Below are 14,391 nucleotides of genomic sequence, written 5' to 3'. Positions count from 1 at the left end.
TTTGAGTAAGATTGTTCATTTATTTAATTATTTGATAATCAATTAAATATACGGATTTTTATCCAATTGAACAATCTTTTTTTTATTTAATTCCTAAATGCACAACAGGTAAGTAGATAAGTTTTTTTATAATTTCATTTAAAAATTAAACCGATGAAAAAAGTGATTTTAATAATCGCAACCTTATCATTTGGGTTAGCGTTTTCTCAACAAAAAGAATCTGAAAAACAAAATACGATTCCTACAAATCCTTATCACAGATTAGATTCAACAAATTCTAGTGAGATTAAGACAGAAAACGACAATGCTGCTTTCTACAAAAATATAGACTCGGCAAAAGCTTCAAAATATAAAATGCTGAACAAAAAGCCCAACCAACAATATTCGGAATTGCCTCAAAATAAAGATTCAGCTGAATCCAATCCTAAAGTAAACAAATAAAATGTCAACCCACGAACTCCTCAACCAAGCCATAAAAATAGCTACCAAAGCACACAGAAAACAGATCGACAAATACGGCGCACCATACTTGGGTCACGTTTTCCGAGTGATGAATGCCGGAAAAACCATCGATGAAAAAATCGTCGGCGTTCTGCACGATGTCGTAGAAGATTATCCCGATTTTCCTCTCGAATATCTCCGCGAAAAAGGCTTTCCCAGCCATATTTTGGAAGCCGTGGATTGCCTCACCAAGCGCCAAGAAGAGGAGCAAAATTACGACGCTTTCATCGCAAGAATCGAAAAAAATCCGCTGGCCATTGCCGTCAAACTCAACGATCTCCGAGACAATATGGACCTCACAAGATGTACAACTTTATTGGAAGAAAAAGACTTGAAGCGCCTCAACAAATATCTCAAAGCTTATCTGTATTTGACACAGAAATATTAGTATAATTTTTTCGAAATTTTGGCTAATCCACCATCGGGATGGCGATATCCTTCTCGTCATCCGTGGCATCAAGCGTAAAATTAAGAGCAAAGTACAGAAAATGAAAATTCTCGTTCCCCTTCGTTGCGAAATCGCGCTGGAACATATAGCCCGACGTCACTGATATGCTGTTGTTCAGCTGATAGCCCACACCTCCGAAGGTCCGGTTGCGCTTGAAAGTCGGCGCTTTTGGACCGACAAAAAGTTCCTGAAAAGCATTCACGAAAACTGTGTTTTGCTGCACTTTGTCTTTATTAATGGGCAATGTAGCGCTCAGGCGGTATCGGAAACGGTTAGCCTGCGTATGTTCACCGGTTTGGTTCGCATAGAAATAGCGCTGCTCGGCTCTCGCCCGGTGATCCAACTTCAGTTTACCCAGTCGTTGCGATAGGGTATATTGCAACCACATTCTGAACTCTTCCTGCGCGATTCTCATTTTTTCATAAGTGCCATATCGTCCCAGCCCAATGAAAATTTGATTGTTTTTATTGAGATTGTAGCCCACCCCTCCTTTCGTTTCATAATAGTCTATCACCGTATAATCCCGCCGCGCTCTGGTTTGAACCTCCAAATATGCCATCCATTTCGGAGTCATTCTGTAGGTGAAAGACACCATATTAAACCCCGACAGATGATCTTGACCCGGCACAAAACCGCCTAAGAATAAAAACAAAAAACCCAATTTTTTCACGGCGCAAATATAATTAAATCCCCTGTTCAAAATATTAATTATTTGGGCGTACCCCTTTGTTTTTGCTCAGACGTTTTGGGTTACCAATAGAAGATTTCCCTTCAGCAAAAACAAGCGGGTCGGGCTGTCCGCTACTATCTTTTTGTCAAGTCCGTTTCTCCATCAAATCAAGAGAAGTCAAAGACAAAAAGGATATCCGCTACCATCCCTTACGCGGGCGTGGTCAACAAAAAAAGCCCTTCAACAGAATTGAAAGGCTCATTATAATCAATTTAAAAAATTTATCCTAATAAAAGCGTTAACGGACTTTCCAGATAAGTTCTCAAAGTTTGCAAGAACTGGGCGCCCGTTGCACCGTCCACAACTCTGTGGTCGCAAGCCAGTGATAATTTCATGGTGTTTCCAACTACGATTTGTCCATCTTTCACAATCGGTTTCTCAATAATGGCACCTACCGATAAGATGGCAGCATTCGGTTGATTGATGATCGAAGTAAATGTCTCGATTCCGAACATTCCCAGATTCGACACCGAGAAAGTAGAGCCTTCCATTTCGTTCGCTTTCAGTGCTTTGGTTTTCGCTCTGGCTGCCATATCTTTAACGGCTGCCGAGATGTCGCCGTAGCTCATGAAATCTGCATTCTTCAACACCGGCACCACTAATCCGTCTGGCACCGCCACTGCCACGCCCACATTGATGTTTCCGTGGTGGATGATCTTGTCGCCTGCCCACGAAGAATTGACCTGCGGATGTTTTCTAAGTGCTACTGCAACGGCTTTGATCACCATATCGTTGAACGACACTTTGGTGTCTGGCAAGGCGTTCATTTCTTTTCTCGCTTCGATAGCTTTGTCCATATTGATCTCTACCGTGAGATAATAATGGGGCGCTGTGAATTTGCTCTCCGCCAATCTTTTCGCGATGATATTCCGCATTTGCGAGTTCACCGTTTCGGAATCTTGCCCCGGCGTGAAAGCTACGCTTGGCTGGGCAGAAACCGCTTTAGGAGCAGAACTTGCAGCTTCGGGCTGAGCCGCCGGCTGATAATTTTCAACATCCTTCTTCACGATTCGTCCATTTTCGCCGGAACCTTTGATGGCAGAGACATCCACACCTTTTTCTTCCGCAATTTTCTTAGCGAGTGGAGAAATTGCAATTCTGTCGCCTGAAGAAGTTGCAGCAGGTGCTTCTTCTTTTAGATCTTCCGTTTTGGCTTCTGATTTTGCTTCGGCTTTAGGTTCGGACTTTTCATTGGTTTTGGCTTCAGCTTTTGGAGCATCGGCTTTTTTTCCACCGCCGGAAACGAGACCAGATACGTCTGTTCCTTCAGGGCCTATGATGGCTAAGATCTTGTCCACTTCTGCTGCACTGCCTTCTGCCACGCCTTGGTACAACAAGGTTCCGTTCACTTCCGATTCGAAATCCTGAACGGCTTTGTCGGTTTCTATTTCTGCAAGTATGTCGCCCTCTTTTACCGCATCTCCCACGTTCTTATGCCATTTGGCGACTTTGCCTTCGGTCATCGTATCGGAAAGACGTGGCATCGTAATCACCTCTACGCCTTCAGGAATATCAGCAGAAGATGAACCTTCGTAAGCATTTTCTACTGGTGTAGATTCGCCTTGCGTTTTGGATTCTTCTTCGGACTTGCTTTCAGTCGCAGCATCTGCTTTTGCGCCGCCGCCGGTCAAAGATGAAATATCTTCGCCTTCTTCGCCGATGATGGCCAAGACAGAGTCTACCGGCGCAGCAGCTCCTTCTTCTACTCCTATGAATAGGAGCGTTCCGTTGATTTCGGATTCGAAATCTTGGACTGCTTTATCGGTTTCGATTTCTGCAAGAATATCACCTTCTTTCACAGGGTCACCAACTTTTTTGTGCCATTTGGAAACTTTGCCTTCCGTCATCGTATCCGATAAACGGGGCATCGTAATTACTTCTGCCATAATTTTTTTTCTGGATTAATTATTTTCTAATTTGTTGATGAACGGATAGTCCGGAGTGGAATAGACAAAATCATAAACCTGAGAAAGCTCGGGAAATGGCGAGTTTTCCATAAACTCTACACACTCTTCCACGAAAGCTCGAGATTTTTCATCGATAGCTTCCAAATCTTGCTCGCTTGCCCAATTGTTTTCAAGAATACGGTGTTTCACGATTTCAATCGGATCTTCCAGTTTGTGTTGCGCCACTTCTTCCTTAGTTCTGTACGGCTCTGCGTCGGACATTGAGTGGCCTCTGTATCTGTAAGTTCTGGCTTCGATAAACGTTGGCCCTTCTCCTCTTCTCGCTCTCTCGATGGCTTCGTAGGCGGCTTCGGCCACTTTTTCAGGATCCATTGCGTCTATTGGAAGACAAGGCATTTCGTAACCTAAGCCGAGTTTATAAATATCCTCGTGATTGGCAGTCCTCTTAACAGATGTTCCCATCGCGTATCCGTTGTTTTCGCAAACGAATACGACCGGGAGTTTCCAGTTCATCGCCATATTGAAGGTTTCGTGAAAGGAACCTTGGCGCACAGCGCCATCGCCCATAAAGCAAATATTGACTGCTTTTCTGTCAAAATATTTGTCGGCGAAGGCAATGCCTGCGCCCAATGGAATCTGCCCACCTACAATCCCGTGACCGCCGTAAAATCTGTGTTCTTTGCTGAAAATATGCATCGAGCCGCCCATTCCTTTGGACGTTCCCGTGGCTTTGCCGCAAAGTTCTGCCAAAATTCTTTTAGGATCTACGCCCATCGCCATCGGAAGGATATGGCATCGGTACGCCGTGATCATACTGTCCTTGGACATATCCATCGCGTGGGTAAAACCTGCGGGAATCGCCTCCTGACCGTTATAAAGATGTAAAAAACCTCGGATTTTTTGTTTAAGATAGAGGGAGCGGCATTTGTCTTCAAACCTTCTCCACATCGTCATTTCTTCATACCATTTTAGGTAAACTTCTTTAGAAAATTCTTTCATTGTAATTTCGAAATATGTAGCAAAAATAAGAAAAAAATCTTTCCTTATTGTAAGCATACAATCATATTTTTGGAATTAAAAAAGCATAACAGCAATTCATTTAAAAATAGACCCAGACAATCGCTCTTGCTTTATTTTGAATAGCATCTCAAAAACTTTCTAAAAATGATAAATTTTGTATCTTGAACTCCGAAACTATTGTGAGGGAACTCAAAAACCCTTTAATTTTAAAGATCTCGAAAGTAATTTCAAATTTCTTCAACCCGCTGGTTTCTTTGGTGATTTATTTTTTCTATTATAGTTACAAGAATTATACTTGGCAGCAAGCTTCCTCAAAATTTTTGCCCATTCTTCTTCTTTTGATTCTTCCTATTATACTTTGGATTTACCGAAATGTCAGACTGGGAAATTACACCAATATGGATGTTTCGAACCGCAAGCAACGGCATTCGCTTTACATTTTCATCATCATTGCGACCGTCGTATTTCTGTGCGTAGATTTTTATCTTCATCGGGTAATCGATTGGGCGATTTTTTTGCTTTGTCTATTGTTGATTTTGATGCAGCTCAGCAATTTCTTTGTCAAAAGTTCGATGCACACTGGTCTGAATGTCTATGTTGCCGCATTGTTTTGGGCCATCGAACCGGTAATGGGCATTTTCTGGTTTATTTTATCAATCCTCATAGGAATTACAAGAATCGTTCTGAAAAGACATACGCCTTTGGAAGTCCTCGCAGGCGCATTAATTGCTATTTTTGTATCTTTACTCTATCTGGTAACGGCCAAATCTACTATTTTCTAAGCTTATAATTTATGATTTTACAACCGCTAACGCATTCCGAGGAAGAAATAATGCAACTCATCTGGAGCAAGGGAAATATCTATTTTCGAGACTTGATGGCTGCATTTCCTGATCCCAAACCGCATCAAAACACCGTTTCGACATTCCTGAAAATCCTGGTGAACAAGAATTATTTGACGACAGAAAAGCAAGGCCGAATCTATCTTTACTCGCCATCCATCGGTCTTGAGGATTATAAAAAATTTGTTCTGAAACGATTTTTGGAAAATTATTTTGAAAATTCGGGGACGGAATTGCTAAAAATTCTGATCGAGGAGAAGCTGATCGATTCAAAAGTTATGGAGCAATTTTCGGATGGAAAGATTACTATCGCGATTAAAGAAAATACGGAAGCAAATCACATCAAGGATTTCGTAAAGGAAATTACCGCCGACAAAAAACCGAAAAAGAAAGATAAACGCAAAAAGAAAAAGAAATAGCCCAAATTTTGCACAAAAAAAACGATCTGAAATAGATCGTTTTGTAGTTCTGTAAAAGATTTTACCAACGGTCGCTTCCACCACCTCGGTTTTCTCCGCCGCCGTAGCCACCGCCGCGGTTGCTTCCGCCGCCGTAGCCACCGCCACGGTTGTTGTCAAAAGACCTTCTCGGTTTGTCCTCTCTCGGTCTGGCCTCGGTTACGTTTAGTATTTTGCCGTTGAATTCTTTTTGATTTAAAGCTTCTAATGCTTGTTTTCCTTCTTCGTCTCCCATTTCTACGAAACCAAATCCTTTTGATCTCCCAGTGTCACGGTCGGTAATGATTTTTGCAGAAGTGACTTCTCCAAATTCTTCGAATAATTCTTGCAACTGATAATCTTTGGTTGCGTAATTGATGTTTGAAACAAAAATGTTCATTTTAAAAAAAATTAAGTTAACTGTTGTTTAATATTATATCAGGAAAAACAACAAAAAAACTTATTGATTTCAAATATAATTTGGTGCAATTTACAATTATTTTTCAAAAATCAGAAACTTTGAGATTATTTTTAAAAAAAAATCAGATTTCCCTTAATCTACTTCTTTTCCGCGGCTTGCCTCCAAAATCCGGAACCAGTCGATTTCTTCCAAATCGATTTTTAATGCGGCTTTTAATTGCCTGATAGTTTCTCCTTTTGAAGAACCGATGACGGGGATTATTTTCGCAGGATGTTTCAGAATAAAAGCCACTAAGATTTGATTTTCTTCTGCATTGTATTTTTGACAAAGCAGATGAATTACTTTTTGGAGTCGCCGGTTTTGTTCGGAGTTTTCCGAGAAGTAATTGCCCATTACTGACCACGCCATCGGTCGACGTTTTTCTCGGAACAATTGATCCAAAGTCCCATCATAAAAGGAATCTAAATGATTCGCAGAGACTTCGATTTGATTGGTAATTAATGGAAAATATTGATCGAGCAATGCAAACTGAGAAACCGAAAAATTGCTGACCCCAAATTCTCTAACTTTTCCCTGATATTTCAAATGTTGAAAAACCTGCGCAATTTCTTCCGGATTCATCAGCGGAGAAGGCCGGTGCAAGAGCAAAAGATCCAAATAATCGGTTTTCAGATTCATCAGACTTTCATCAACGCATTGGAGGATATAATCTGCATTATAATTGTAATACTTGATTGGCGAAGGCTTCTTGGCAGAGTTCATCACAATGCCACATTTGGAAATAAGTTGTATTTTTTCCCTATCGATATTCATTTCTTGCCACGCATTCCCGAAAAGAGCTTCGGTAGTATGACCGCCATAAATATCGGCATGATCGAAGGTTGTAATACCTTCTTCCAAGCAAACTTGTATCAATTCCTGAACTTTTCTTTCCGAAAGATTGGCGCCCCAAACGCCCCAACGCATCGTTCCCGCAACGATATCTGAAAACATATTTGGATATTTTCTACAAAGATATTATGTTAATAAGGAATTCTATTAATAAATTTGACAACTTAAAAAAAATTGATGTTTATGAAGAAAATCACTTTTCTATTTATGATGAGCTGCACATTTTTGCAAGCACAGTTCACCACGCCCAACAACGGAACCACCTACACTTTAACGAGTCTCTCTGCAGCAGCGCCAACAGTTTTGGTAAAAAATTCTACCGATTATACACTCACAGCAGATCTTACGATCTCAGCAACCGACAAACTCTTAATCGATGAAAACACAACTTTAAAAGTTGATTCCGGGGTCGGTATTTTTGTCTATGGCGAATACAAAACGACTGCTTCCAACTTCACGATTACCGCAAGTACCGTCGGAAGTCCGTACAGAGGCATCCGTTTCGAAGATGGCTCGGTCGCAGAAATGAAAAATACCCGCATCGAATACGGTGGCGGCGTACGCGTGCTCACAGGAAATGGTTTTCTGATGGACAATTGTATCCTTTACAAAAACAACAATTCCGGAACTACCAATCTTGCCAGCAGCGCAGCATTGGCGATGTATAAAGGAACCGGACACGTGGTAAAAAATTCTCAGTTTTTAGAAAATTCAAGAGCCGCAATTAATTCCGGAGCCACAGGAACGGTTTCCATCGACATTCTGAACAATTATTTTTATGGCAACGATACCGACAACGGCAACTATCCGCAGATCAATATGGGACCGGGCGGCGTAGATTCTACAAGGGTAATCGGCAACACCATTACAGGAAACCGGGCGATTTTAAGAGCCGGCGGCGTTTCGGTTTCGGGATTGTTGGGAGGAACAAACAGATTCCGGATAGAAGGCAACACCATCCGCGACAATCGGTACGGCATCACCAACCAAGGTGGCGGGACAACGGGAATCATCAGAAATAACATCATCGAAAACAACAATACCGAGAACAATCCCAGCCTTGGCGGAAGCGGCATTTCCCTCACCGGAACTCAAAATGTAATCGTAAGAAACAATCAGATCCGTGGCAATCTTTGGGGAATTACCATCTTGAGCAATGCATTGATCGATCTGGGTACAGATAGTGATCACGGCAATAATATTTTCAAAAACAATGGCAATGGCGGCACGACCACGGCGTTCTACAACAACACCCCAAATCCTGTGAATGCCGTCGGGAATTGCTGGCGAGAAGGTGAACTTTCTAACGACGCTATGGTAGAAGAGGTTATCGGGCATAAGGTGGACGATCCCACCTTGGGATTGGTCAATTTCAAACCTTATAATTGTGCAGAAATTTTGGCTGTGCCTGAGACCGCAAAAATGGCGAGCAAAATCTATCCGAATCCGAGCAAAAATCATTTCTTCTTCGAGACCGAAAATGCGGGAAACATAGTCATACAAGACCTTAGCGGAAAAGTGGTACATTCTTCTATCGTGATCAAGGGAAAAAATGAAATCAGCACCCATTTGCAACCGGGCGTTTACATCGTTACCCAACAATCGGATGGCAAAAAATCGAACACAAAACTGATTATCAACTAAATAACGAAAGTTTATTTTTCCAAAAGCATCGCCAAGTGGTGGTGCTTTTTTTCTACAAAAACACTGTTTCTTTTTCCTCAAAAGGAACTTCAGGATTCAGGATTTCTGCAATCAGATTTCGGATAGAATCCTCCACTTCAGAATCATTAATGTCCACAAAATTAAGATATTGCGGACCATTCTTGACTTCTGCAAAAGACCAAATGGCGGTCTGCACATTTTCCGGATCGATGTCCAAAGAATGGGTGATGCAGTATTTATAAATCGATAGCTGCAAGGCTTGTTTGTAATCATCCCGAAAAAACAAGTCCGGTAATTTTTCTTCTTTATTGTTCTTAAGATCAATCGTCAGTTTTTTCGGTTTTGCCGTTTTGTAATCGATGACGCGCGTGATGCCGTCCAGCTGGTCAATCCGGTCGATAAAGCCGTAGAAACTTATTTTATCCGTTTGATTTTCGTCCAGATAGAAATCGCAATTGATTTCTCTTTCGAGATCGACGATTTCCAAAGCAGCGCCCGATTTTACAAGCTCCAAATCATATTCCACGATATTTTTTACGACTCGTTTGGCAATTTCTTTATGGACGAAATTCATTCCTCTGTCGTAGAATTCCGGTTGATGTTTTAGTTTTTCAATCGCAAAATCGATGGCCAAATCCGTTTGTTGGAGCAAATTTTCTAAGTCACTCACCCTTAATATTTTATGTTTGATAGGCTCGTGCAAAAACTGCAAAGCGTAATGCACCAGATTGCCATAATTCCGTTGCGAAAGTTCTTCTTCTATCTCGCCGGTTTCCCGCACTTTGAGAATATGACTGAGATAAAAATCAATCGGATTGTAAAGATAAGTTACCAAATGTGAAGCAGATACGCGGTTTTTCCATTCCACCAAAAGCCGCATCACTTCTTCGTTCTTCTCGATTTTCATCAGCTCCTGAACGATGGGTTCCGAGGTATTTTCGATGATGATATTTTCGAGTTGGTGCGGACTTTCCAGATCCAATTGGGTGATGAAGCGGCTTTTTTCGCCCGTGTTGAGGCCGGAACTCAAAGCGTTGAACAGCAAATGAATATTCTCGGAACTCTGAATCAAGCGGTAAAAATGATAAGCATAAATGCTGTCGTTTTCCAAAAAAGTGTTGAGCCCAAAATTTTTCCGGACATCAAACGGAATGTAGGTATTTTGCGTATTTCCGAGCGGCAGTTTGCCTTCGTTCACGGAAAGCATAATGACGTTTTTGAAGTTGAGAAGACGCGTTTCCAGCAATCCCATCACCTGAAATCCCGAAAGCGGCTCGCCCACAAAATCAATGGTTTCCGTGTTGACCAATTGGTTAATAAGAATTTCCAAAGTCTCGATTTTGATCTCGATTTTATAAAGTTGCAATTGGTTTTTGATGATTTTGAAAACTTTCTCGAAATGCGACACATTCTCGTACTGAATGTCGTCCAATTCTTTAAACTTCAATTCATAACAAAATTTAATTAATAAATCGAGAAAATCCGGAACGGATTCCGGTTTCTGCAAAAGCTGGAAATAGCTGAGCTTGCCCAACAATTCTTGCAACAGATTTTTGGAAATATAAACCATATTGCGTTCTTCGATTTTTGAGACAAATTCTCGCACGATAGCACCGTCAATTTCGTCATTCGGCAACTCTTCCAAAATCTGTAAAACATCGGCGTAATAATAGCTGGAAGGTTTTTTTTCCTGTTGTTTTTGAAGATAAAATAGTTTTTTTATGGCATTGCTAAACGAGAGATTCCTGAGCGGAAAACCCATCGTGATGTTCACGCTTTCAACGGAAGTCAAACTGTCCAAAACGGCCGGCAAAAGATTCTCATCGAGCAAAACCAAGGCGGTTTCTGATAATTCTGCCGTCGGAATCTGCGCCAAAATCTCCGGCAAAACCTTGGCCTGAACAATGTTTCCGGAAACTTCGTAGGTTTTTATTTGTTTTGGTTGCGAAAATTGATCATCGATCCATTTGAATTGTCGGTTGTCATCAAATTCTTTCCATTTGATGGTTTCTCTCAGGAATTTGCCCGCTTCTTGTCTCTCATCCTCGATGTAATATCGGTCGGCTTGGAAATAAGTTTCGGCTTTGTTCCATTGCAGAAGCTGCCGGACAAGCTGTTCCTCGACTCTCGACAAGGCATTGAAACCACAAAAGACAAAATACCTGGCGGTGAGTTGTGCGAAATTTTCCAACTGGGAAAACGCTTCCTGATAGATCATTCCGGCGGTGGCGAGGTTTTCTTTTCTCAAATCAGATTTCAGAATTGGAAGAAATTCGTTCATTTTTCGCCAGAAATTGAGGTTTCTTTTTCTGGGATTGTCGTCTTCGCCCAGATCTTCGCCCCAGTTTTTGATGCGTTCTTCGTCCAGCATCCACTCGAGGATTTTTTGGTCATCATCCGAAAATTTCATCATATCGTCCCAATCTTTTTGGAGCGTGGGAAACCATTTGAGAAAGCCTGAAAAATCTTCTGCAGGATCAACTTTTTGATAGGTTCGGAAAGCGAAAAGCCAAAGCGCGATGCCCTTGATTTCTATACTATCTGATAGTTCTGCGATGAGTTCGTCTATCGTGACGAAGTTGGGTAAAAGTCCTTCGTACTGCTTTTCCTGCAAGATTCTTTTGATGAAAACCATCGGTCTTTTTCCGGGTAAAACGATATCCAAGCCGGAAAGATCGCTGTGATTTTCCAGTAATTCTGAAATGATTCTTTGGAGAAACTGCATAAAAAAAGCCTTTAGAAGTAAAGGCTCAAGTTAATTATTTTCGTTGACTTTTAGAATAAATTTGAAGCAAAAATCGCAAAAATTTTTGGAGGAAATTGTGAAAAACTTATTAAAATCGAATCATCGAACTGACTGTGTTTTGGGCAAAAATTCTCAGCTCAGTTTTGGGAAACAACATTTATATTTTCTTTTGGATTTGGCAAATCTCACTAATTTCCAACACACTTTATTTGGGATGACCAAACCCATAGCCCCGATTGCAGTGGAAATCCTTTTTCTTTTTTTTGGAAAAAAAAGAAAAAGATTGCAACGGAAAGCGGGATTAAGCTCCTAAAAATTTCGGAACTTCTACTCCACAACCACTTTCTTCTCCAGAAACGTATTGGCGCCGGCGCCATCTTTTCCTGCAAAGAATTTGAAGGTGTAGGTTCCTGTAGTTAAGGGTTTGAAATGGATGCGGCTGCCGTCCACGTAGGTTCCGTCGGCGCAGGGAGCGTTGGTCTTGAAGGCATAATTGATGACCGTGCGCACGGAATCGTTGGTGTACTGATAGTCGTAGCTGTAGATGCCTTCGCAGGATTTTGCAAAGGTGGAATAGACTTTCATTTCCTGCGTCATGCCAAGAAACATCGTGTCGGTAGGAATCTGCACACTGTCGATTTTGGTGGCATAGACAGCGGTAATTTCTTCGTAATCGTCATCGTCATCACAGGATATAATGGTGGAGAAAATCAGTACAATCATCGGTAAAATAAATACTTTCTTCATGATCTTTTCTTTTATTTTAGTTATTAAAATGTTTCAGTTATTAAAATTACCTTTTGAAAGATAGACGACTTTTTTGGTGTCGAAAAATTCTTCGTCGAAATAATTTTTGAGCTGGAAGATTTCGCATCTCAATCCTGCTAGTTCCACGCCCAGATCGCCGCCTTTGAGGTAGAGAACGCCGTTGTGCTTTGGGTTGAACTGTTCTTTTTCGAACTTTCCCCGCAGCCAAGTCAGGAAAACAGGCATCTGAGTGACGGCTCTGCTGACGACGAAATGAAATTTCTCTTTCAGCTGTTCGGCTCTGATGTGCTGCGCCGTCACATTTCGGAGTTCCAGACTTTCTGCAACGCCTTTTACAACGTTGATTTTTTTTCCGATGCTGTCCACCAGAGTGAACTGAACATTTGGAAAAAGAATCGCTAAGGGAATTCCCGGAAAACCGCCTCCGGTACCAACGTCCAAAACCTTGGTATGATCTGCAAATTCCATCACTTTGGCGATGCCCAAAGAATGGAGAACGTGCTTTTCATAAAGACTGCCGGTATCTTTTCTGGAAATCACGTTGATTTTCTCATTCCAATCTTTGTAAAGATTTTCTAATTCGACCAACTGATTTTTCTGTACAACCGTGATATCAGGAAAATATTTTAAGATTAAATCTACAGACATAGAGCGAATTTAGGAATTTTAAAGGATTTCTACAAAAAAACCTTCAAAAGCCAATCGCGGGTCGTCACATTTTCGGCAGACTCTTTTTAAATTACGGATTTAAAAAATTATATTTGTCGGAAATGATTTAACACGATATAGTTTTATGAATAAAATTTCCGACAGACTGAACAGACTGAGTTATTCGCAAACCTTTGTGATGAGCAATAAAGCCCGCGATATGAAAGCCGCCGGCATCGATGTCATCAGTCTTACATTGGGCGAACCGGACTTCGATGTTCCCCAAAAAATAAAGCAAGCGGCTTTTGACGCCATTAATGAAAATTACAGCCACTACTCGCCTGTTCCCGGTTTTTTGGAATTGAGGCAAGCGATTGCCGCAAAACTGAAGCGGGACAACCATCTGGATTACAAACCCACGCAAATCTGTGTTTCCAACGGCGCCAAACAGTCTATTATTAATGTTTTGCAAGCCATAATTAATGATGGCGACGAGGTGATATTGCCGGCGCCATATTGGGTGAGCTATGACGAAATGGTAAAACTGGTCGGCGGAACGTCCGTTTTCATAGAAACTTCCATTGATACCGACTTCAAATTCACCGCTGAACAATTAGAAAAAGCCATTACGCCCAGAACCAAAGCTTTGCTGTACAGTTCGCCTTGCAATCCGTCGGGAAGCTATTACACCCGAGGAGAATTGGAGGCTATTGCTAATGTTGTTGCCAAATATCCGCAGGTCACGATCATCTCCGACGAGATTTACGAATTTATCAATTATGAAGGCGAGCACGTTTCCATTGCCAGTTTTCCGCAGGTTTATGAGCAGACGGCCGTCATCAACGGGATGAGCAAAGCGTTTGCAATGACGGGTTGGAGAATCGGATATTCTGCCTGTCCCGATTGGCTCGCAAGCGCGTGCGACAAAGTGCAGGGTCAAATGACGAGCGGCGCCAATACTGTTGCGCAACGAGCATCCATTACGGCGATGCAGATGGATCCTTCGGAATTGCAATATATGATAATGGAATTCCACAAAAGACGTGATCTTGTTTTTGAATTGATCAAAGAAATCAAGGGTTTCAAATGCAATCTGCCGAAAAGTGCGTTCTATTTCTTCCCGGATATTTCCTATTTTGTTGGAAAAAATCTGGACGGATTTGAAATTAAAGATTCGGATGACTTTGCGATGTTTCTGCTCGAGAAAGCGCACGTTGGCAGTGTTGGCGGCGTAAGTTTCGGAAGCCCCGAATGTATCCGTTTGTCCTATGCCGCTTCGGAAGAAGATTTGAGAGAAGCTATGAAGAGAATTAAGGATTGCGTAGAGCCATTTTAATGTTTTAAATGGTGTTTAAATTATATGGAAA

14 protein-coding genes are annotated in these 14,391 nt (G+C 41.5%); 6 read left to right on the top strand and 8 right to left on the bottom strand.

Annotated features, from left to right (window positions below):
* Window positions 1-153: 153 nt before the first annotated feature.
* Window positions 154-441 (top strand): hypothetical protein, encoded by a 288-nt coding sequence (locus tag DTW91_RS10735; protein WP_125203379.1) that lies wholly within the window; start codon window positions 154-156, stop codon window positions 439-441.
* A 1-nt stretch (window position 442) separates the two neighbouring features.
* Window positions 443-889, top strand: coding sequence for a phosphohydrolase (locus DTW91_RS10730; RefSeq protein ID WP_125203378.1), 447 nt, complete (start codon window positions 443-445; stop codon window positions 887-889).
* Window positions 890-911: 22 nt separating this feature from the next.
* Here DTW91_RS10730 and DTW91_RS10725 read toward each other — a convergent pair whose 3' ends face one another.
* From DTW91_RS10725 to pdhA, 3 genes are all read right to left on the bottom strand, one after another.
* Window positions 912-1,619 (bottom strand): DUF2490 domain-containing protein, encoded by a 708-nt coding sequence (locus DTW91_RS10725; protein ID WP_228412709.1) that lies wholly within the window; start codon window positions 1,617-1,619, stop codon window positions 912-914.
* Window positions 1,620-1,900: 281 nt separating this feature from the next.
* Window positions 1,901-3,565 (bottom strand): pyruvate dehydrogenase complex dihydrolipoamide acetyltransferase, encoded by a 1,665-nt coding sequence (locus DTW91_RS10720; RefSeq protein WP_125203377.1) that lies wholly within the window; start codon window positions 3,563-3,565, stop codon window positions 1,901-1,903.
* Window positions 3,566-3,580: 15 nt separating this feature from the next.
* Window positions 3,581-4,585, bottom strand: coding sequence for a pyruvate dehydrogenase (acetyl-transferring) E1 component subunit alpha (gene pdhA, locus DTW91_RS10715; protein ID WP_125203376.1), 1,005 nt, complete (start codon window positions 4,583-4,585; stop codon window positions 3,581-3,583).
* A gap of 359 nt (window positions 4,586-4,944) precedes the next feature.
* On the opposite strand from pdhA, the gene DTW91_RS10710 reads away from it, so the two are divergent.
* Window positions 4,945-5,388 (top strand): phosphatase PAP2 family protein, encoded by a 444-nt coding sequence (locus tag DTW91_RS10710; RefSeq protein ID WP_228412708.1) that lies wholly within the window; start codon window positions 4,945-4,947, stop codon window positions 5,386-5,388.
* Between the two features lie 11 nt (window positions 5,389-5,399).
* The gene (locus tag DTW91_RS10705; RefSeq protein ID WP_125203375.1) at window positions 5,400-5,867 is read left to right on the top strand and encodes a BlaI/MecI/CopY family transcriptional regulator; all 468 of its coding nucleotides are present in this window, start codon (window positions 5,400-5,402) and stop codon (window positions 5,865-5,867) included.
* A gap of 61 nt (window positions 5,868-5,928) precedes the next feature.
* On the opposite strand, the gene DTW91_RS10700 is transcribed toward DTW91_RS10705, so the two are convergent.
* Both DTW91_RS10700 and DTW91_RS10695 read right to left on the bottom strand, forming a co-directional pair.
* The gene (locus tag DTW91_RS10700) at window positions 5,929-6,285 is read right to left on the bottom strand and encodes an RNA recognition motif domain-containing protein (RefSeq protein WP_125203374.1); all 357 of its coding nucleotides are present in this window, start codon (window positions 6,283-6,285) and stop codon (window positions 5,929-5,931) included.
* A gap of 153 nt (window positions 6,286-6,438) precedes the next feature.
* Complete coding sequence (locus DTW91_RS10695) at window positions 6,439-7,299, bottom strand: aldo/keto reductase family oxidoreductase (RefSeq protein WP_125203373.1); 861 nt, start codon at window positions 7,297-7,299, stop codon at window positions 6,439-6,441.
* Between the two features lie 81 nt (window positions 7,300-7,380).
* Between DTW91_RS10695 and DTW91_RS10690 the strand changes: the two genes are divergently transcribed.
* Window positions 7,381-8,841 (top strand): T9SS type A sorting domain-containing protein, encoded by a 1,461-nt coding sequence (locus DTW91_RS10690; protein WP_185144774.1) that lies wholly within the window; start codon window positions 7,381-7,383, stop codon window positions 8,839-8,841.
* Between the two features lie 52 nt (window positions 8,842-8,893).
* On the opposite strand, the gene DTW91_RS10685 is transcribed toward DTW91_RS10690, so the two are convergent.
* From DTW91_RS10685 to rsmG, 3 genes are all read right to left on the bottom strand, one after another.
* Window positions 8,894-11,587: a PD-(D/E)XK nuclease family protein gene (locus DTW91_RS10685; RefSeq protein WP_125203371.1), complete on the bottom strand. Its 2,694-nt coding sequence runs from the start codon at window positions 11,585-11,587 to the stop codon at window positions 8,894-8,896.
* A 348-nt stretch (window positions 11,588-11,935) separates the two neighbouring features.
* A complete protein-coding gene (locus tag DTW91_RS10680; RefSeq protein WP_125203370.1) occupies window positions 11,936-12,355 on the bottom strand; it encodes a hypothetical protein in 420 nt (139 codons plus the stop codon).
* Window positions 12,356-12,388: 33 nt separating this feature from the next.
* A complete protein-coding gene (gene rsmG / locus DTW91_RS10675) occupies window positions 12,389-13,024 on the bottom strand; it encodes a 16S rRNA (guanine(527)-N(7))-methyltransferase RsmG (protein WP_125203369.1) in 636 nt (211 codons plus the stop codon).
* Between the two features lie 145 nt (window positions 13,025-13,169).
* Here rsmG and DTW91_RS10670 point away from each other — a divergent pair, with 145 nt between their 5' ends.
* Window positions 13,170-14,360 (top strand): pyridoxal phosphate-dependent aminotransferase, encoded by a 1,191-nt coding sequence (locus tag DTW91_RS10670; protein WP_125203368.1) that lies wholly within the window; start codon window positions 13,170-13,172, stop codon window positions 14,358-14,360.
* Window positions 14,361-14,391 lie beyond the last annotated feature (31 nt).

Origin of the sequence: Chryseobacterium sp. SC28 (assembly GCF_003932955.1) — a bacterium.
Taxonomy (GTDB): domain Bacteria; phylum Bacteroidota; class Bacteroidia; order Flavobacteriales; family Weeksellaceae; genus Epilithonimonas.
This window is presented reverse-complemented; position numbering and strand designations above follow the sequence as displayed.

Bases quoted from the DNA above. Each gene is read 5' to 3' on its own strand.
- DTW91_RS10690 (WP_185144774.1), top strand. From the start codon at position 7,381: ATGAAGAAAATCACTTTTCTATTTATGATGAGCTGCACATTTTTGCAA.
- DTW91_RS10705 (WP_125203375.1), top strand. From the start codon at position 5,400: ATGATTTTACAACCGCTAACGCATTCCGAGGAAGAAATAATGCAACTC.
- DTW91_RS10685 (WP_125203371.1), bottom strand. From the start codon at position 11,587: ATGCAGTTTCTCCAAAGAATCATTTCAGAATTACTGGAAAATCACAGC.
- DTW91_RS10680 (WP_125203370.1), bottom strand. From the start codon at position 12,355: ATGAAGAAAGTATTTATTTTACCGATGATTGTACTGATTTTCTCCACC.
- rsmG (WP_125203369.1), bottom strand. From the start codon at position 13,024: ATGTCTGTAGATTTAATCTTAAAATATTTTCCTGATATCACGGTTGTA.
- DTW91_RS10670 (WP_125203368.1), top strand. From the start codon at position 13,170: ATGAATAAAATTTCCGACAGACTGAACAGACTGAGTTATTCGCAAACC.
- DTW91_RS10735 (WP_125203379.1), top strand. From the start codon at position 154: ATGAAAAAAGTGATTTTAATAATCGCAACCTTATCATTTGGGTTAGCG.
- DTW91_RS10695 (WP_125203373.1), bottom strand. From the start codon at position 7,299: ATGTTTTCAGATATCGTTGCGGGAACGATGCGTTGGGGCGTTTGGGGC.
- DTW91_RS10720 (WP_125203377.1), bottom strand. From the start codon at position 3,565: ATGGCAGAAGTAATTACGATGCCCCGTTTATCGGATACGATGACGGAA.
- pdhA (WP_125203376.1), bottom strand. From the start codon at position 4,585: ATGAAAGAATTTTCTAAAGAAGTTTACCTAAAATGGTATGAAGAAATG.
- DTW91_RS10730 (WP_125203378.1), top strand. From the start codon at position 443: ATGTCAACCCACGAACTCCTCAACCAAGCCATAAAAATAGCTACCAAA.
- DTW91_RS10700 (WP_125203374.1), bottom strand. From the start codon at position 6,285: ATGAACATTTTTGTTTCAAACATCAATTACGCAACCAAAGATTATCAG.